At 74.1% G+C, this 18,111-nt stretch carries 16 protein-coding genes; all 16 read left to right on the top strand.

The window, feature by feature from the left end; genetic code table 11:
- Nucleotides 1-10: 10 nt before the first annotated feature.
- Nucleotides 11-1,186 (top strand): 3-dehydroquinate synthase, encoded by a 1,176-nt coding sequence (gene aroB, locus KZX60_RS03300; RefSeq protein WP_248115605.1) that lies wholly within the window; start codon nt 11-13, stop codon nt 1,184-1,186.
- Nucleotides 1,187-1,309: 123 nt separating this feature from the next.
- Complete coding sequence (gene efp, locus KZX60_RS03295; RefSeq protein WP_248115604.1) at nt 1,310-1,873, top strand: elongation factor P; 564 nt, start codon at nt 1,310-1,312, stop codon at nt 1,871-1,873.
- Nucleotides 1,866-2,315 carry a transcription antitermination factor NusB gene (gene nusB / locus KZX60_RS03290; RefSeq protein ID WP_248115603.1) on the top strand — a complete coding sequence of 150 codons (450 nt, stop codon included), beginning with the start codon at nt 1,866-1,868 and terminating at the stop codon, nt 2,313-2,315. The genes efp and nusB overlap by 8 nt, the downstream gene beginning before the upstream one ends.
- A 171-nt stretch (nt 2,316-2,486) precedes the next feature.
- Nucleotides 2,487-3,104: a bifunctional pyr operon transcriptional regulator/uracil phosphoribosyltransferase PyrR gene (pyrR, locus tag KZX60_RS03285; RefSeq protein WP_248115602.1), complete on the top strand. Its 618-nt coding sequence runs from the start codon at nt 2,487-2,489 to the stop codon at nt 3,102-3,104.
- A 3-nt stretch (nt 3,105-3,107) separates the two neighbouring features.
- Nucleotides 3,108-4,130, top strand: a complete 1,023-nt coding sequence (locus KZX60_RS03280; RefSeq protein ID WP_248115601.1) for an aspartate carbamoyltransferase catalytic subunit — start codon at nt 3,108-3,110, stop codon at nt 4,128-4,130.
- Nucleotides 4,127-5,509, top strand: a complete 1,383-nt coding sequence (locus KZX60_RS03275; RefSeq protein WP_248115600.1) for a dihydroorotase — start codon at nt 4,127-4,129, stop codon at nt 5,507-5,509. The genes KZX60_RS03280 and KZX60_RS03275 overlap by 4 nt, the downstream gene beginning before the upstream one ends.
- Entirely contained in the window at nt 5,506-6,150 is a 645-nt protein-coding gene (locus KZX60_RS03270) for a hypothetical protein (RefSeq protein ID WP_248115599.1), read from the top strand. The genes KZX60_RS03275 and KZX60_RS03270 overlap by 4 nt, the downstream gene beginning before the upstream one ends.
- A complete protein-coding gene (gene carA / locus KZX60_RS03265) occupies nt 6,147-7,373 on the top strand; it encodes a glutamine-hydrolyzing carbamoyl-phosphate synthase small subunit (RefSeq protein ID WP_248115598.1) in 1,227 nt (408 codons plus the stop codon). The genes KZX60_RS03270 and carA overlap by 4 nt, the downstream gene beginning before the upstream one ends.
- Nucleotides 7,374-7,376: 3 nt before the next feature.
- Complete coding sequence (gene carB / locus KZX60_RS03260) at nt 7,377-10,679, top strand: carbamoyl-phosphate synthase large subunit (protein ID WP_248115597.1); 3,303 nt, start codon at nt 7,377-7,379, stop codon at nt 10,677-10,679.
- The gene (gene pyrF, locus KZX60_RS03255; RefSeq protein ID WP_348983733.1) at nt 10,676-11,563 is read left to right on the top strand and encodes an orotidine-5'-phosphate decarboxylase; all 888 of its coding nucleotides are present in this window, start codon (nt 10,676-10,678) and stop codon (nt 11,561-11,563) included. The genes carB and pyrF overlap by 4 nt, the downstream gene beginning before the upstream one ends.
- A gap of 136 nt (nt 11,564-11,699) precedes the next feature.
- On the top strand, nt 11,700-12,014 hold the full coding sequence (gene mihF / locus KZX60_RS03250; protein ID WP_248115596.1) for an integration host factor, actinobacterial type: 315 nt from the start codon (nt 11,700-11,702) through the stop codon (nt 12,012-12,014).
- A 69-nt stretch (nt 12,015-12,083) separates the two neighbouring features.
- A complete protein-coding gene (gene gmk, locus KZX60_RS03245; protein WP_248115595.1) occupies nt 12,084-12,728 on the top strand; it encodes a guanylate kinase in 645 nt (214 codons plus the stop codon).
- Between the two features lie 62 nt (nt 12,729-12,790).
- Nucleotides 12,791-13,261, top strand: a complete 471-nt coding sequence (gene rpoZ, locus KZX60_RS11945) for a DNA-directed RNA polymerase subunit omega (RefSeq protein ID WP_348983732.1) — start codon at nt 12,791-12,793, stop codon at nt 13,259-13,261.
- A gap of 7 nt (nt 13,262-13,268) precedes the next feature.
- The gene (locus tag KZX60_RS03235; RefSeq protein WP_248115594.1) at nt 13,269-14,561 is read left to right on the top strand and encodes a bifunctional phosphopantothenoylcysteine decarboxylase/phosphopantothenate synthase; all 1,293 of its coding nucleotides are present in this window, start codon (nt 13,269-13,271) and stop codon (nt 14,559-14,561) included.
- A gap of 107 nt (nt 14,562-14,668) precedes the next feature.
- Complete coding sequence (gene metK, locus KZX60_RS03230) at nt 14,669-15,931, top strand: methionine adenosyltransferase (RefSeq protein WP_248115593.1); 1,263 nt, start codon at nt 14,669-14,671, stop codon at nt 15,929-15,931.
- A gap of 98 nt (nt 15,932-16,029) precedes the next feature.
- A complete protein-coding gene (locus KZX60_RS03225; protein WP_248115592.1) occupies nt 16,030-18,108 on the top strand; it encodes a primosomal protein N' in 2,079 nt (692 codons plus the stop codon).
- The last annotated feature ends 3 nt before the right edge of the window (nt 18,109-18,111 follow it).

Raw genomic sequence — 18,111 nt, 5'->3', positions numbered from 1 at the left:
AGACCCACCCATGACCGAGCGACATCCGGACCCGTCCGAGCTCGATCCCGCCGGTGAGCCGGGGGCCGACGCGCCCGGCGCCGACCGCCCCGAGGACGCCACCGTCATCCCGGTGGGCGGCGGCCACGAGAACGCCGCCCAGGGCGGCTACGACGTCGTCGTGGGCCGTGGCCTGCTCGCTCGCCTGCCCGACATCCTGGGCCCCGGCGTGCAGCGGGTGCTGGTGGTCCACCCCCGCGCCCTGCGGGCGACGGGCGACGTCGTGAAGACGGACCTCGAGGCCAGCGGCCTCACGGCCCTGACCGCCGAGATCCCGGACGCCGAGGAGGGCAAGCACCTCCAGGTGGCGGGCTTCTGCTGGCAGGTCCTGGGCCAGAACGACTTCACCCGCTCGGACGCGATCGTCTCCGTGGGCGGCGGCGCCGTCTCCGACCTGGCGGGCTTCGTGGCCGCGACGTGGCTACGCGGCGTGCGCGTGGTGCACATGCCCACCACCCTGCTGGGCATGGTGGACGCCGCCGTGGGCGGCAAGACCGGCATCAACACCGCCGAGGGCAAGAACCTCGTGGGCGCGTTCCACTCGCCCGCCGGCGTGCTGGCGGACCTCGACACCCTCCTGACGCTGCCGGCCAACGAGCTCATCTCGGGCCTGGCGGAGGTGGTCAAGTGCGGGTTCATCGCGGACCCGGCGATCCTCGAGCTGATCGAGGAGGACCCGGCCCAGGCGCAGAACCCCCACTCGCCGCGCCTGCGGGAGCTGATCGAGCGCGCCATCCGGGTCAAGGCCGAGGTGGTCTCCCGGGACCTGCGCGAGTCCGGTCCGCGGGAGGCCCTCAACTACGGGCACACCATGGGCCACGCGATCGAGCACGCCGAGCGCTACCAGTGGCGCCACGGCGCAGCCGTGTCCGTCGGCCTCGTGTTCGCGGCCGAGCTGGCCCGCTCCCTGGGCCGGCTGGACGACGCCACCGCGGACCGCCACTGGGCCGTGCTCCAGTCCCTGGGCCTGCCGGTGTCCTACCGCGGCGACCGCTGGCAGACCCTCCTCGAGGGCATCCGCCGGGACAAGAAGAACCGCGGGGACCAGCTGCGCTTCGTCCTGCTCGACGGGCTGGCCAGCCCCGTGACGGTGGACGTCCCGGACGCCTCGCTGCTCTTCGCGGCGTACCAGGAGATCGCGGAGTGAGGCGGCCCCGCCCCTCCTGCAGGACGGGCCGGGGGCGTGCACTGCGTAGACTGGCACGCGCAATCAACGACTGAGAAGACCGGCGGGCCGCTGCGCGCCCGCCCCAGGCACCGGGAGACCTTCGTGGCAACGACCAATGACATCAAGAACGGCTCCGTCCTGAAGCTGGAGGGCCAGCTCTGGAACGTCATCGAGTTCCAGCACGTGAAGCCCGGCAAGGGCGGGGCGTTCGTGCGCACCAAGATGCGCAACATCACCAGCGGCAAGGTCGTGGACAAGACCTTCAACGCGGGCACCAAGGTGGAGTTCGCCATCGTGGACCGCTCGGACTACCAGTACCTGTACCAGGACGGCGCGGACTACGTGTTCATGGACACGAAGACCTACGACCAGATCACGGTCCCGGCCGCCGTGGTGGGCGACGCCGCGAAGTACATGCTCGAGAACACCCAGGTGGTCATCGCCCTCAACGAGGGCACCCCGCTGTACCTCGAGATGCCGGCGTCCGTGGTCCTGGAGATCACCTACACCGAGCCGGGCCTGCAGGGCGACCGCTCCTCCGCGGGCACCAAGCCCGCCACCGTGGAGACCGGTGCCGAGATCCAGGTCCCGCTGTTCGTGGAGCAGGGCACCCGCGTCAAGGTGGACACCCGCAACGGCGACTACCTGGGCCGCGTCAATGACTGATGCCGCCTCCGCCCCCGGCGCCAAGCGGGGGACCACGGCGCGCAGCCGCTCCCGGCAGCGGGCGGTGGAGATCCTCTTCGAGGCCGAGCAGCGCGGGACCACCGTGCTCCAGGGCATCGAGACCCGGCGCTCCCAGACCGACCTGCAGGTGAACGCCTACACGCAGCTGCTCGTCGAGGGCGTCATCGCCGACCAGGAGCGCCTGGACGAGGCCCTGACCTCGTACTCCCGCGGCTGGAGCCTGGACCGCATGCCCGCCGTGGACCGCGCGATCCTGCGCGTGGGCGCGTGGGAGCTGCTGTTCCAGGACGACGTGCCGGACGCCGTCGCCGTGTCCGAGGCCGTGGCCCTGGCCGCGCAGCTCTCCACGGACGACTCCCCGGAGTTCGTCAACGGCCTCCTCGGCCGTCTCCAGCAGGTGAAGCCGACGCTGCTCGCCTGAGCGGGACGCGGATCACACCCGACGCGAGGCCCACGCGGGACGTCATCGGGCGTCCCGCGCGGGCCCCACTGGTAGAGTCGGGCTCGCCCGCGGACGGTGCCCCCGACCGTCGGACACACCCCTTTCGCATCCTTTAACGACCGTCCTGTGAGGCGGGGAAGGAGGCGCCGGATGGGACGAGCTCCCACCGCACCTCGTGCTGCCCGGACCGTGCTGACCGCGGCCGAGATCGACCGGGCCCTGACCCGGATCGCCCATGAGATCCTCGAGTCCAACAAGGGCGCGGACTCCCTCGTGCTGATGGGGATCCCGCGCCGCGGCGTCCCGCTGGCGCACCGCCTGGGCGCGGTGCTGCACCGCATCGACCCGGGCTTCGACCCCGAGGCCTGCGTCGGCGAGGTGGACGTCACCCTGTACCGGGACGACCTGCGCCGCAGCGCCGCCCGCACCCCGGCCCCCACGCGCCTGCCCGCCCACCCCCTCGACGACGCCGTCGTCGTGCTCGTGGACGACGTCCTCTTCTCCGGGCGCACCGTCCGCGCCGCGCTCGACGCGATCGCCGACCTGGGCCGCCCCGCCGCCGTCCGGCTCGCCGTCCTCGTGGACCGCGGGCACCGCGAGCTGCCGATCCGGGCGGACTTCGTGGGAAAGAACCTTCCGACCTCCACCGCCGAGCGCGTGCAGGTCCGCCTCACGGAGGTGGACGGTCCCGCGGGCACCGGGGAGGTCGTCGAAGACACCGTGAGCATCGCCGACGCCCCGTCCGCGCCCGCCGGCAAGGAGGCCTGAGCCGTGCGCCACCTGCTCTCCACCGCCGACCTCAGCCGCGCAGACGCCCTCGCCGTGCTGGACACCGCCGAGGAGATGGCGGCCGTCAACGAGCGCGAGGTCAAGAAGCTGCCCGCCCTGCGCGGCCGCACCGTGGTGAACCTCTTCTTCGAGGACTCCACCCGGACGCGCATCTCCTTCGAGGCGGCCGCCAAGCGCCTCTCGGCGGACGTGATCAACTTCTCCGCGAAGGGCTCCTCCGTCTCCAAGGGCGAATCCCTCAAGGACACCGTCCAGACGCTCGAGGCGATCGGCGCGGACGCGATCGTCATGCGCCACTGGTCCTCCGGCGCGGCCCGTCAGCTGGCCGACTCCGGCTGGGTCGGCTCGGCCGTGGTGAACGCCGGCGACGGCACCCACGAGCACCCCACGCAGGCGCTGCTGGACGCCTTCACGCTGCGCCGCCACCTGGCCGCCGAGACCGGCGCGGCGCCCACGGGCACCGACCTGGCCGGCATGCACGTGGTGATCGTGGGGGACATCCTGCACTCCCGCGTGGCCCGCTCCAACGTCTGGCTCCTGACGACGCTGGGGGCGGAGGTCACCCTCGCCGCGCCGCCCACCCTCCTGCCCGTCGGCGTGGACGCGTGGCCGTGCCGCGTCACCTACTCGCTGGACGAGGCCCTCGCCGCCGCCCCCGACGCCGTCATGATGCTGCGCGTGCAGGCCGAGCGCATGGGCGGCGCGTTCTTCCCGTCCGCGGGGGAGTACACCCGTTCGTGGGGCCTGACCGCGGACCGGTTCGCGCGGCTCTCCGCCCAGCGCGGCGGCCGCCTCGCGCAGCCGCTCGTGATGCACCCGGGGCCGATGAACCGGGGCCTCGAGATCTGCCCCGCGGCGGCCGACTCGCCCCGCAACACGGCCCTCGAGCAGGTGGCCAACGGCGTGTCCGTGCGCATGGCCGTCCTGCACCTGGTCCTCAACCACGACGATCCCGGCCGGCCCTCCGCCGCGCCCGCCCAGCCCCTCCAGGAGGTCCGCCCGTGAGCGCTCCCGTCACCCGCCCCGCCCCCGTGCTGCTGCGCGGCGCCGCCCTCGCCTCCGGGGAGAGCGCCGACGTCCTCGTGGCGGACGGCCTGGTCGCCGCCGTCGGCCCGGACGCGTCCGCCCACCCGGCCGCCGGCGCCGCCGAGGTGCTCGACTGCACCGGCCTGATCGTCCTGCCCGGGCTCGTGGACCTCCACACCCACCTGCGTCAGCCCGGCAAGGAGGACGCGGAGACCGTGGAGACCGGCACCCGCGCCGCCGCGATGGGCGGCTTCACCTCCGTGCACGCCATGGCCAACTCGACCCCCACCGCGGACACCGCGGGCGTCGTCGAGCAGGTCTGGCGCCTGGGCCGCGACGCCGGCTGGTGCGACGTGCACCCCGTGGGCGCCGTGACCGTGGGCCTGGCCGGCGAGGCCCTCGCCGACCTCGGCGCGATGGCCGACTCCCAGGCCCGCGTGCGGATGTTCTCGGACGACGGCATGTGCGTGCACGACGCCGTGCTCATGCGCCGCGCGCTCGAGTACGTGAAGTCCTTCGGCGGGTTCGTGGCCCAGCACGCCCAGGAGCCCAAGCTCACCGCCGGCGCCCAGATGAACGAGTCCGAGCTCTCCGGGATCCTCGGCCTGCCCGGCTGGCCCGCCGTGGCCGAGGAGGCGATCATCGCCCGCGACGTGCTGCTCGCCCAGCACGTGGACTCCCGCCTGCACGTCTGCCACGTCTCCACCGAGGGCTCCGTGCGCCTCATCCGCTGGGCCAAGGAGCAGGGCGTGCGTGTCACCGCGGAGGTCACCCCGCACCACCTCCTCCTCACGGAGGAGCTCGTGCGCTCGTACGACCCGGTGTACAAGGTGAACCCGCCGCTGCGCCGCGAGGCCGACGTCATGGCGCTGCGCGAGGCCCTGGCCGACGGCACGATCGACACCGTCGGCACCGACCACGCCCCGCACACGCCCGAGACGAAGCAGTGCGAGTGGACGGTCGCCGCGATGGGCATGACGGGCCTGGAGACCGCCCTGCCCGTGGTGCAGCAGGCCATGGTGGAGACGGGGCTGCTCGACTGGGCCGGCGTGGCCCGCGTGCTCTCCGTGAACCCGGCCCGCATCGCGGGCCTCACCGACCAGGGCCAGGCCGAGGACGACGGCGCCCCGCGCGTCGGCGCGGTCGCGAGCCTGGTGGTGTGGGACCCCTCGGTGCGCCGCACCGTGGACCCCGAGGCCCACCTGACGCGCTCGCGCAACAGCCCGTACCGCGGCATGGAGCTGCCGGGCGCCACCGTGCACACCCTCTACCGCGGGCACCGCGTGGTCGCCGACGGCGCCCCCGCCACGCCCTACCGCCATCCCGCGGCCGCCGAGACCGGCGAGGCGAGCCGGTGACCGGGCCGCGCTTCGACGCCCTCGCGCGCCTGGAGGGCGTGCTCGCCGCGCGTCCCGTGCCCCCGACGGCCCCGGGGAAGGACTACAGCGGCGTGTGGCTGCCCATCGTCGTGGCGACGCTCCTGACGATCGCCGTGATCCTCGCGCTGCTGGCATGGGGGTGGCGCTCCCGGCGCCGCGCCCAGTCCGGCATCCCCGCCCCGGCCGCCGCCCCCGCCGCGCTGTACGAGCAGGAGCCGGCCCTCGCCGTCGAGGGGATGTACGTGGGCACGGTGCGGGAGGAGAGCCGCCTGGACCGCGTGGCCGTGCACGGCCTCGGCCTGCGCTCGAGGGCCCGCCTCGAGGTGCACGCCGCCGGCGCCCACCCCGGCCTGCTGGTCCTGCGCCCCGGGATGGACGCCCTGTTCGTGCCGGCCTCCGATCTCACCGCCGTCGGGCACTCCGCCGGGATCGCCGGCAAGTTCACCGAGCCGGGCGGGCTCGCCGCGTGGGGCTGGCGCCTCGGCGACGTCGCCCTCACCTCGGCCTTCCGCCCGCAGCGCACCGAGGACCGCCACCGCGTCGTCGACGCGCTCCAGACCATCATCGACCGCGCCCGGACCGCCACCGCGGACCCCGCAGGACAGGAGAACCCCCGATGAGCACCCCGACCCCCGGCACCGCCGCCGGCACCGACGACCGCGCCCTCCTCGTCCTCGAGGACGGCTCCGTGCACCGGGGCCGGGCCTACGGCGCGCGCGGCACCACCCTCGGCGAGGCCGTCTTCACCACCGGCATGACCGGCTACCAGGAGACCCTGACCGATCCCTCCTACGCCCGCCAGATCGTGGTCCAGACCGCCCCGCACATCGGCAACACCGGCGTCAACGACGAGGACCGCGAGTCCCGCGCCATGTGGGTGGCCGGCTACGTGGTGCGCGACGCCGCCCGCCGCCCCTCCAACTGGCGTGCCGAGCGCTCCCTCGACGAGGAGCTCACGGCGCAGGGGATCGTCGGCATCCAGGGCGTGGACACCCGGGCGATCACGCGCCTGCTGCGCAGTTCGGGCGCCATGCGCGCCGGCATCTTCTCCGGTGCGGACGCGCAGCGCCCCGAGGCGGAGCTGCTCGCCGAGGTCCGCGCTGCCCCGGCCATGGAGGGCGCGCGTCTCGCCGAGACGGTCACGGCGGAGTCCGGCTACGTCGTCGAGCCCGCCGACCACGGCTGGGAGGGGGAGCCGATCGCCACGGTCGCCGCCCTCGACCTCGGCATCAAGGCCGCCACCCCTCGCCACCTGGCCGCTCGCGGCATCCGCGTGCACGTGCTGCCCGCCACCGCCGGCTTCGCCGAGATCCAGGCGGTGGAGCCGGACGGCGTGTTCCTCTCCAACGGTCCCGGCGACCCCGCCACCGCCGACGCGCAGGTGGAGACCCTGCGCCGGGTGCTGGACGCGGAGCTGCCCTACTTCGGCATCTGCTTCGGCAACCAGATCTTCGGCCGCGCCCTGGGCTTCGGCACCTACAAGCTGCCGTTCGGCCACCGCGGCCCCAACCAGCCCGTCATGGACAAGGCCACCGGCCGCGTGGAGATCACCTCGCAGAACCACGGCTTCGCCGTCGACGCGCCCATCGGCGAGGTCGTTCAGGCCCCCGAGGCCCGCTACGGCCGCGTCGAGGTCTCCCACTGGTCCCTCAACGACGACGTCGTGGAGGGGCTGCGCCTCGTCGACCGGCCCGCGTTCTCCGTGCAGTTCCACCCCGAGGCCGCCGCGGGTCCGCACGACTCGCTGGGCCTGTTCGACCGCTTCGCCGCCATGCTCGCCGAGCGCCGCTCCGCCGGCGCGCCGGCCGCGGCCACCCCGTCCGCCGCCCCCGAAGGAGCCTGATCCATGCCCAAGCGCACCGACCTGAAGTCCGTCCTGGTCATCGGCTCCGGCCCCATCGTGATCGGCCAGGCCGCGGAGTTCGACTACTCCGGCACGCAGGCCATCCGCGTGCTCAAGGAGGAGGGGATCCGCGTGGTCCTCGTCAACTCCAACCCGGCCACGATCATGACCGACCCCGAGCTGGCCGACGCCACCTACGTCGAGCCCATCACGCCCGAGGTGGTCGCCAAGATCATCGAGAAGGAGCGTCCGGACGCCGTCCTGCCCACCCTGGGCGGGCAGACCGCGCTGAACACCGCGATCGCCCTCGACAGGGACGGCGTGCTGGAGCGGTACGGCGTGGAGCTCATCGGCGCCAACATCGCCGCGATCGAGCTCGGCGAGAACCGCGAGAAGTTCAAGGGCGTCGTGGAGCGCTCCGGCGGCGAATCCGCGCGCTCGCACATCGTGCACACGATGGAGGAGGCCCTCGCCGCCGTCGAGGACCTGAAGTACCCCGTGGTGGTGCGCCCGTCCTTCACGATGGGCGGGCTCGGCTCCGGCATGGCCTACGACGAGGCCGACCTGCACCGCATCTGCGGGCAGGGCCTGCAGTACAGCCCGACCTCCGAGGTGCTCCTCGAGGAGTCGATCCTCGGCTGGAAGGAGTACGAGCTCGAGATGATGCGCGACCGCAACGACAACGTCGTGGTGGTCTGCTCGATCGAGAACGTCGACCCCGTGGGCGTGCACACCGGCGACTCGATCACCGTGGCCCCGGCCATGACGCTCACGGACCGCGAGTACCAGAAGCTGCGCGACATCTCCATCAACGTCATCCGCGAGGTCGGCGTGGACACGGGCGGCTGCAACATCCAGTTCGCCGTGAACCCGGAGGACGGCCGCGTCGTCGTCATCGAGATGAACCCCCGCGTGTCCCGCTCCTCGGCGCTGGCCTCGAAGGCCACCGGCTTCGCGATCGCCAAGATCGCCACGAAGCTGGCCCTGGGCTACACGATGGACGAGATCCCCAACGACATCACCCGCAAGACGCCCGCCTCCTTCGAGCCGGTGCTCGACTACGTGGTGGTGAAGGTCCCGCGCTTCGCGTTCGAGAAGTTCCCCGCCGCGGACCCCACGCTCACCACCACCATGAAGTCCGTAGGCGAGGCCATGGCCATCGGCCGCAACTTCACGGAGGCGCTCCAGAAGGCGCTGCGCTCCCTCGAGCAGAAGGGCTCCGAGCTCGCCTTCGACCGGGACGCGGATCCGAAGGCCCTCCTCGAGCGGGCCCGCACCGCCACCACGCAGCGCCTCGCCCAGACCCAGCAGGCCCTGTACGCCGGCGCCACGCTCGAGGAGGCCTTCGAAGCCACCGCGATCGACCCGTGGTTCCTGGACCAGTTCATGCTGGTCAACGAGGTCGCCGACGAGGTCCGCACCGCGGAGCAGCTCACGGAGGACCTGCTGCGCCGCGCGAAGCGGCACGGCTTCTCGGACGAGCAGATCGGCCGCCTGCGCCACATGGACCCCGACGTGGTCCGCGGCGTCCGCCACGCCCTCGGCGTCCGGCCCGTGTTCAAGACCGTGGACACGTGCGCCGCCGAGTTCGAGGCGTTCACGCCCTACCGCTACTCGTCCTACGACCTCGAGACCGAGGTGACCCCGCACGAGGGGAAGTCCGTGGTCATCCTCGGCTCGGGCCCCAACCGCATCGGCCAGGGCATCGAGTTCGACTACTCGTGCGTGCACGCCACCATGGCGCTGCGTGAGGCCGGGTACGAGACCGTCATGGTCAACTGCAACCCCGAGACCGTCTCCACGGACTACGACATCTCGGACCGCCTGTACTTCGAGCCGCTCACCCTCGAGGACGTCCTCGAGGTCATCGCGGCGGAGGAGGCCTCCGGCGGCGTGCTGGGCGTCTTCGTCCAGCTCGGCGGCCAGACCCCGCTCAAGCTCGCCCAGCAGCTCGCCGACGCCGGCGTGCCGGTCCTCGGCACCTCCCCGGCGGCGATCGACCTCGCCGAGCACCGCGGGGAGTTCGCCCGCGTGCTCGACGCGGCCGGGCTGATCTCCCCGAAGAACGGCACCGCGGTGTCCTTCGAGGACGCCAAGCGCGTGGCGGACGAGATCGGCTACCCCGTGCTGGTCCGCCCGTCCTACGTGCTCGGCGGCCGCGGCATGGAGATCGTCTACACGGAGGAGGCGCTGGCGCACTACGTGACGCACGCGACCGAGATCACCCCGGACAAGCCGATGCTCGTGGACCGCTTCCTCGAGGACGCGATCGAGATCGACGTCGACGCGCTGTTCGACGGCACGGAGCTCTACCTCGGCGGCGTCATGGAGCACATCGAGGAGGCCGGCATCCACTCCGGCGACTCGGCGTGCGTGCTCCCGCCCGTGACCCTCGGCCCGGACGTGGTGGAGCGCGTGCACCGCGCCACCCGGCTGATCGCCGAGGGCGTGGGCGTGCGCGGCCTCATCAACATCCAGTTCGCGCTGGCCTCGGACGTCCTCTACGTCATCGAGGCGAACCCCCGCGCGTCCCGCACGGTGCCGTTCGTGTCCAAGGCCACGGGCGTGCAGCTGGCCAAGGCCGCCGCGCTCATCGGCGTGGGCCGCTCGATCGCGGACCTCCAGGACGCGGGCGTCCTGCCCACGGCCTACGACGGCGGCTCGCTCCCCCTGGGTGCGTCCGTCGCGGTCAAGGAGGCCGTCCTGCCCTTCACCCGCTTCCGGACCAGGGAGGGGCGCGTCGTCGACTCGCTGCTCGGCCCGGAGATGCGCTCGACCGGCGAGGTCATGGGCATCGACAAGTACTTCGACACGGCCTTCGCCAAGTCCCAGGCCGCCGCGGGCGGCCCGCTGCCCACCCAGGGCCGCGTGTTCGTCTCGGTGGCCAACCGGGACAAGCGGGCCGTCGTCGGGCAGGCCAAGCGCCTCGTGGACCTGGGCTTCCAGGTCGTGTCCACGGGCGGCACCGCCGAGGTGCTGCGCCGCAACGGGATCCCCGCGGAGACCGTGGCGAAGATCGCCGAGGCCGGACGCGAGGACGGCGTGGGCACGGTGCTCGAGCAGCTGCACGCCGGGACCGTGGACCTGGTGCTCAACACGCCCTCGGGTGGCGACGCCCGCACGGACGGCTACGAGATCCGCGCGGCCGCGACCTCGCTGGGCGTGCCGGTGATCACGACCGTCGCCGAGTTCGCGGCGTGCCTCCAGGCGATCGAGGCGATGCGCACCTACGAGTGGAGCGTGACCTCCCTCCAGGAGCACGACGAGCGCCTCCAGCAGGCCGTGCGCGCCGGGGCGTCCGCGTGAGCGAGGAGTGCGCCGCACGGGCCTCGCGCACGCCGTTCGGGCGGCGACTCGCCGACGCCATGGCGGCGGCCGGGCCGCTGTGCCTGGGCGTGGACCCGCATCCCGTCCTGCTGCGGGCGTGGGGGCTGCCGGACACGGCCGCGGGCCTGGAGTCCTTCTCCCTCACCGCCCTCGAGGCCGCCGCGGGCGGTGAGTGCCCGCGCGTCGCGGCCCTGAAGCCCCAGGTGGCCCTGTACGAGCGCCACGGATCGGCCGGCTTCGCGGCCCTCGAGCGGCTCCTCTCCGAGGCCCGGGCCGCGGGCGTGCTCACCATCGCGGACGCCAAGCGGGGGGACATCGGCTCCACGATGGCGGGCTACGCCGCCGCGTGGCTCGAGGACGCCTCCCCGCTGGCCGCCGACGCGGTGACCCTGAGCCCGTATCTGGGCTTCGGGACGCTGACCGCCGCCGCGGAGACCGCGCACGCCGCCGGACGCGGCGTGTTCGTGCTCGCGCTCACCTCGAACCCCGAGGGTCGCGACGTGCAGCACGTGGGCGCGGGGGAGGAGGGCGGCGCCGTCGCGCGACGGATCACGGAGGCCGCCGCCGAGCTCAACGCCCGGCTGGCCGCACCCGGCGAGTGGGGGCCCGTGGGGCTCGTCGTCGGGGCGACCGTCGCCGAGGAGGCCGCGCGACTGGGCATGCGGCTCGAGGACGTGAGCGGCCCGTTGCTGGCGCCCGGCTTCGGCGCCCAGGGCGCCACGGCCGCGGGCATGCGCGCGGGCTTCGGCCCGGCGTGGCCGCAGGTGCTGGCGACGTCCTCCCGCGGCATCCTCGCGGCGGGGCCGACCCTGGCGGGCCTGATCGCCTCCCTCGAGAAGAGTCGCGCTGACCTGGGTGGATGACATGACCCCTGCGCGCCAAGTGACCGACGGCACACGAAGTGGTATCTTCCCCTCTCAGATCGGTGATTCTCCGATCCGTTGAACATCGAACGGTTCGGTGACGCCGCGCATCGCGCGACAGAGAAGGGGGCGGCCCATGGCACTGCGGGAACTCAGCACGGCCGAGCGGGCCGAGGCGCGCTCGAAGGCACTCGAGGCGCGGCAGGCGCGTGCCGCGCTGAAGGCCTCGTTCGCGGAGGGCGAGGTCACCCTCCACGATGTCTTCGAGCGCGCGGACGCCGATCCGGCGATCGCCCGGCTGCGCACCGTGGACCTGCTCCAGGCGCTCCCCGGCGTGGGGGAGGTCCGCGCCCAGGCCGTCATGGAGGCGTGCGAGATCTCCGCGCCGCGGCGCCTCAGGGGACTGGGCCGGCGCCAGCGCGAGGCGCTGATCGCCTATATTGGCCGGTGACCCCCACCCCCGTCGCGGACCGGTGAGCGCCGTATCGCGGTGAGCCCGGCCGCCGTCCCAGGAGCGCGCGTGACCGAGCTGAACGACCAGGGCCCGGTGCCCGCCATCCCCGCCGCGCGGACCGCCGTCGTCGCCCCCGGCCCCGGCGTGACCGTGCTGGCCGGGCCCACCGCCGTGGGCAAGGGCACCGTCTCCGCCTACGTCCGGGACCACTTCCCGCAGGCCTGGCTCTCGGTCTCCGCCACCACCCGCCCGGCCCGGCCGGGCGAGCAGGACGGGGTGCACTACTTCTTCACCTCGCCCGAGGAGTTCGACGAGCTGGTGGAGCGGGACCAGATGCTCGAGTGGGCCGTGGTGCACGGGCTCAACCGCTACGGCACGCGGCGGGACCGCGTCGAGGAGGCCGTGGCGGCCGGACGCCACGTGCTCCTCGAGATCGACCTCCAGGGTGCCCGCCAGGTGCGGCGGTCGATGCCGGACGCCACCTTCGTGTTCCTCGCCCCGCCGAGCTGGGACGAGCTGGTGTCCCGGCTCGTCGGGCGCGGCACCGAGGGACCCGAGGAACAGCGGCGCCGTCTGGATACGGCTAGACTGGAGCTCGCCGCGGAACCCGAGTTCGACGCCGTCGTCGTGAACGACACCGTCGAGCGGGCCGCCGATGAACTGGTGAGACTCATGGGGCTGGACCCCGAGCGCCGTTCGCCCCAGGCCTAGGACCTGGCCGCCGCCCGGCGGGAACCGGGCCAGTCAAGACAGCGACAGACTCTGGAGAACTCGTGACCGAACAGTACGACGGCATCGTCAACCCGCCCATCGACTCCCTCCTGGAGCGGGTGGACTCGAAGTACGCCCTGGTGCTCTTCGCCGCCAAGCGCGCTCGCCAGATCAACGCCTACTACTCGCAGCTCCACGAGGGCCTCTTCGAGTACGTGGGCCCCCTCGTGGACACCTCCCTGAACGAGAAGTCCCTCTCCATCTCGCTGCGCGAGATCGAGTCGGACCTGCTGGTCTCCCGCGAGGAGCAGGAGCCCACCCCCGCGGCCGACCTCGCCGCCGAGGACTTCGGCGACTTCTCCCTCCCGGGCGACGACGACCCCTTCTCGCTCCTCGAGCACTCGGACGCCGGCCAGCCCGTGGGCGACCCCGCCGAGATCGCCGAGGCGGGCGAGGCCATGCGCGCCGAGGAGGGCGAGCAGGCGGAGCCCGAGGCCGGCGCGCCGGCCGACGAGGACGCGCAGGAGTCCTGATCCCGCCATGGAGATCGTGCTGGGGGTCGGCGGCGGCATCGCCGCGTACAAGTCCGCCCTCCTGCTGCGTCTCATGACGGAGGCGGGCCACGGCGTCACCGTGGTCCCTACGCCCAGCGCGCTGAAGTTCGTGGGCGCCCCCACGTGGGAGGCCCTCTCGGGGCGACCCGTGCGGACGGACACGTTCGAGGCCGTGGACGAGGTGAACCACGTCCGGGTGGGCCGTTCGGCCGACCTGGTGGTGGTGGCCCCGGCCACGGCCGACCTGCTCGCGCGCACCGCTGCCGGGCTCGCGCCGGACCTGCTGGGGAATGTGCTGCTCACGGCCACCTGCCCCGTGGTGCTGGCACCGGCCATGCACACGGAGATGTGGCACCACCCCGCCACGCGGGCCAACACGGCCCTGCTGCGCGAGCGCGGCGTGACCGTGGTGGAGCCGGCGTCCGGCCGGCTCACCGGCCGGGACTCCGGCCCCGGCCGCCTGCCCGAGCCCGAGGACATCTGGGCCGCCGCCCAGGCCGCGGCCGCCGCCGCCCCCGCCAGGGACCGTGAGGCGGCCGTGACCGCCCCGTCGGCGTCCACGTCCGCCGCGTCGGCAGACTCGGCCCCGCACGGCCCCCTGGCCGGGCGCACCGTCGTGATCACGGCCGGCGGCACCCGCGAGCCGCTCGATCCCGTGCGCTATCTCGGGAACCGCTCCTCCGGCAAGCAGGGCGTGGCCCTCGCCGAGGCCGCCCTGGCCGCGGGGGCGCGCGTGCGCTTCATCGGCGCCGCCATGTCCGTCGAGCCGCCTGCGGGCGCCGACGTCACCCGGGTGGAGTCCACGCAGGAGCTGCTCGACGCCGTCCTGTCGCAGGCCGCGGACGCCGACGTGCTCATCATGGCCGCCGCCGTCGCGGACTTCCGTCCGGCGCAGGTGGCCGATGCCAAGATCAAGAAGACGGACGACGGCGGCGCTCCGACCATCGTGCTGGAGCGCACCCCGGACGTGCTCGCCACGGCCGTCCGCACGCGCGCCGCGGGGGAGTCCATGGCCCCCGTGATCGTGGGCTTCGCGGCGGAGACCGGGGACGCCACGTCGTCCGTGCTCGACTACGGCCGCGCGAAGCTGGCCCGCAAGGGCTGCGAGATGCTCGTGGTCAACGAGGTCGGGACGGACAAGGTGTTCGGCCAGGACCTCACGGAGGTCACGGTGCTCTTCGCGGACGGGCGCGCACCGCTGCACCGCGCGGGGACCAAGGTGGAGGCGGCCGGAGTCGTCATCGAGGCCGTGGCAGCCGAGGTGGCCGCGGGTCCCTGACCCGCTCCCTCGACGTCGGCTGTGACACGGCGGCGGCCGCGGCCCGCGCGCAGCGCGGCTGTGGACGACGCCGTGCCCCGCCCGCCCGCTGTTCTAGAGTGGGACGCATGACCGATGCCGCCCAGCAGAGCCCCTCCCGACCCACCGAGCCGTACCGCGGGGTGAGCGGCGGTGAGCTCCGCCTCTTCACCTCCGAGTCCGTCACGGCCGGGCACCCGGACAAGATCTGCGACCAGATCTCGGACGCCATCCTGGACGCCATCCTCGCCGCGGACCCGTCCGCGAAGGTGGCCGTGGAGACGCTCACCACCACGGGGCTCGTCCAGGTGGCCGGCGAGGTCAACACGTCCGCGTACGTGGAGATCCCGAAGCTCGTGCGCGAGACCATCCTGGACATCGGCTACGACTCCTCGGCCAACGGCTTCGACGGCGCCCAGTGCGGCGTCAGCATCTCCATCGGCCAGCAGTCCTCGGACATCTTCGCCGGGGTCTCCCGCTCGCTCGAGGCGCGCGAGTACGGCTCCGCGGACGTCGACGACGAGCAGGGCGCGGGAGACCAGGGCATCATGTTCGGCTACGCCACGGACGAGACCCCCACGCTCATGCCGATGCCCATCCACCTGGCGCACCGCCTCTCCGAGCGGCTGACGAAGGTGCGCCAGCAGGAGCACTCGCCCATGCCGTACCTGCTGCCCGACGGGAAGACGCAGGTCACCGTGGGGTACGACGCGCAGCACGTGCCCCGCACGGTCGAGACCGTGGTGGTCTCCACCCAGCACCACGACGTCGTCTCCCAGGAGCAGCTGCGTCGCGACGTCGAGGAGCACGTGATCCGACCGATCATCGACCTCTCCGGCCTCGACGCCTCGGACACGCGCGTCATCGTGAACCCCGGCGGCAAGTTCGTCATCGGCGGGCCCGTGGGCGACGCCGGCCTGACCGGCCGCAAGATCATCGTCGACACCTACGGCGGCATGGCCCGCCACGGCGGCGGGGCCTTCTCGGGCAAGGACCCGTCGAAGGTGGACCGCTCCGCGGCCTACGCGCTGCGCTGGGTGGCCAAGAACGTGGTGGCCGCAGGGCTCGCGAAGCGCGCCGAGTTCCAGGTGGCCTATGCCATCGGCTCCGCCCGTCCCGTGGGGCTCTACGTGGAGACCTTCGGCACGGGCGCCGTCTCCGACGAGACGATCATCGACGCCGTGAACGCGGTCTTCGACCTGCGACCCTCGGCCATCGTGAAGCATCTCAACCTGCTGCGCCCCATCTACCGCCGCACGGCGGCGCACGGCCACTTCGGCCGCGAAGAGGCGGACTTCACGTGGGAGCGCACGGACCGGGTGGAAGAGCTGCGCCGCGCCGCCGGCGTCTGAGCGGGGTGTGAGCCATCACGGACGCGCTGTTCGCCCTTCCCGCCTCTGAGGCGAGGCCCCGCCTGCCCGAGAGCGCGGAGGGCTGGCCGGAGGACCCGGTGGCCCGCGTCCTGCTGGACACGCCCGTCCCGCACCTGGACCGAGAGTTCGACTACCTCGTCCCTCCCGAGCTCGACGCGCGGGCCGTGCCCGGCTCCCGGGTCGGCGTGCGCTTCGGCGGCCGGGAGATGACCGGCTGGCTCGTCTCCCGGGTGGCCGAGCCGGTCACGGGGGCACAGCTGACGGCGCTCACCTCCGTGCTCACGGCGGTCCCGCCGTTGACGGAGGAGGTCCTCGCGGTGGCGCGGGCCGTGGCCGCCCGGCAGGCGGGCATCGTCACGGACGTGCTGCGCGCGGCGGTGCCCCCGCGGGTCGTGCAGGTCGAGAAGGAGATCCTCGCGGCGCGCACGGCGGAGCCGGCGGCGGACCACCCGGTCGCCCGGGTCGAGACCTCTGACGACGACGCCCCGACGGCGGCCGAGCCCACCGTCTGGGAGTCGCTCCAGGGCGGCGCCGCCTTCGTCGCCGCCGCGTGCGCGGGGGACGGGGTCCGGGCCGCCGCCGTCGTCCCGAGCCGCGTGGGGGAGTGGGACGAGGCCGAGGCCCTCGCCGCGCTGGCCCGCACCGTGGCGGCCTCCGGCGGGAGCGTCCTGCTGCTGGTGCCCGACCACCGCGACCTCGACCGGCTGTGTGCCGCCCTCGACCGCGCCGTGGGCGGGGGGGCCTACGCCCGCATCGGCTCCGAGGACGGGAACACCCCGCGGTACCGTGCGCACCTGCGCTCCCTCGAGGGCACCGTGCGGATCGTCGCGGGCACGCGCGCCGCCGCCTGGGCGCCGCTGAAGGATCTCCGACTGGTGGTGATGTGGGACGACGGCGACGACGCCTACGCCGAGCCGCGCAGCCCCTACTTCCACGTGCGCGAGGTCGTGCTCGAGCGGGCCCGGGCCTCGGGCTGCGCACTCCTCTTCGCCGGCCCCTCCCGCTCTGTGCCGGTCCAGCGCCTCGTGGAGGCCGGCTGGCTGCTGCACCTCGGTCCCGGCCGCGAGCTCCAGCGGGCGATCGGCCCGCGCGTGGTCGCCACGGCGGACGCGTGGGAGAGCGCGCGCGACCCGTTCGCCCGGCGCGCCCGCCTGCCGCACGCCGCGTGGGCCGCCGCGCGCGAGGCCCTGACCGGTGCCCGTCCCGGGCCGGTGCTCGTCCAGGTGGCCCGCGCCGGGTTCATCCCCGCGCTCGTCTGCGAGCGGTGCCGCACCCCCGCCCGGTGCCGGGAGTGCTCCGGCCCGCTCGCGTTCCGCGACCGGCACGCCGCCGAACGCGGTGAGCTCGCGTGCCGCTGGTGCGGCACCCGCGAGCGGGCATTCCGCTGCACCGAGTGCGGCGGCACGCACGTCCGCGCCGGCGCCCGCGGTGTGGACCGGACCGCCGACGAGCTCGGCCGCTCCTTCCCCGGAGTCCCCGTCCACGCCTCCTCCGGCCAGCACCGCCTCGGCTCCGTGACGGACGCGCCGGCCGTCGTCGTGGCCACCGTGGGTGCCGAGCCCACCGCTCCCGGCGGCTACGCGGCGGCGCTGCTCCTCGACGGCGACGCCCAGCTCCAGCGCGAGGGGCTCGACGTGCCCTCTCGGGTGCTCGCCCGCTGGCTGGCGGCGGCGTGCCTGGTCCGCCCGGCGTCCGAAGGGGGCACCGTGGTGGTGACCGCCGAGCACGACGGGGTCGTCGGCGCCCTCGTGCGGCGCGATCCCGCGGGCTTCGCGAGCCACCAGGTCGCGGAGCGTCGGGAGCTGCGCCTGCCGCCCGCCGGGCGGCTCGCCGAGGTGACGGGGGACGCCGCCGCCGTGAAGGAGTACCTGGGCCTGGTCGAGGCCGCGCGACGCGAGAGGCGGCGGGTGGGGCCCGACGCCGAGCCCTCCCTCGACCTCGAGCCGGGCGCCCGTCCCGGCGACGCAGCCCCGCTGCCGTGGATCGGCCCCGTGCCGGACCCCGTGGACGAGACCCAGCACCGCGCGCTGCTCCTCTTCCCCTACGCCGCCGCGGACGAGACGGTCGCGGTGCTGCGCACGGCCCGCTCCGCGGCGAGCGCGCGCCGCGAGCAGAAGGCCGTGCGCGTGCGGCTGGACCCGCCGGGGGTGCTCTAGCCG

Origin of the sequence: Micrococcus sp. EYE_212, assembly GCF_023147585.1 — a bacterium.
GTDB lineage: Bacteria > Actinomycetota > Actinomycetes > Actinomycetales > Micrococcaceae > Micrococcus.
This window is presented reverse-complemented; position numbering and strand designations above follow the sequence as displayed.

What these genes read in the sequence shown, in the direction of transcription:
- nusB (WP_248115603.1), top strand. Translation starts at nt 1,866, where the DNA reads ATGACTGATGCCGCCTCCGCCCCCGGCGCCAAGCGGGGGACCACGGCG.
- carB (WP_248115597.1), top strand. Translation starts at nt 7,377, where the DNA reads ATGCCCAAGCGCACCGACCTGAAGTCCGTCCTGGTCATCGGCTCCGGC.
- metK (WP_248115593.1), top strand. Translation starts at nt 14,669, where the DNA reads ATGACCGATGCCGCCCAGCAGAGCCCCTCCCGACCCACCGAGCCGTAC.
- aroB (WP_248115605.1), top strand. Translation starts at nt 11, where the DNA reads ATGACCGAGCGACATCCGGACCCGTCCGAGCTCGATCCCGCCGGTGAG.
- carA (WP_248115598.1), top strand. Translation starts at nt 6,147, where the DNA reads ATGAGCACCCCGACCCCCGGCACCGCCGCCGGCACCGACGACCGCGCC.
- mihF (WP_248115596.1), top strand. Translation starts at nt 11,700, where the DNA reads ATGGCACTGCGGGAACTCAGCACGGCCGAGCGGGCCGAGGCGCGCTCG.
- KZX60_RS03235 (WP_248115594.1), top strand. Translation starts at nt 13,269, where the DNA reads ATGGAGATCGTGCTGGGGGTCGGCGGCGGCATCGCCGCGTACAAGTCC.
- pyrR (WP_248115602.1), top strand. Translation starts at nt 2,487, where the DNA reads ATGGGACGAGCTCCCACCGCACCTCGTGCTGCCCGGACCGTGCTGACC.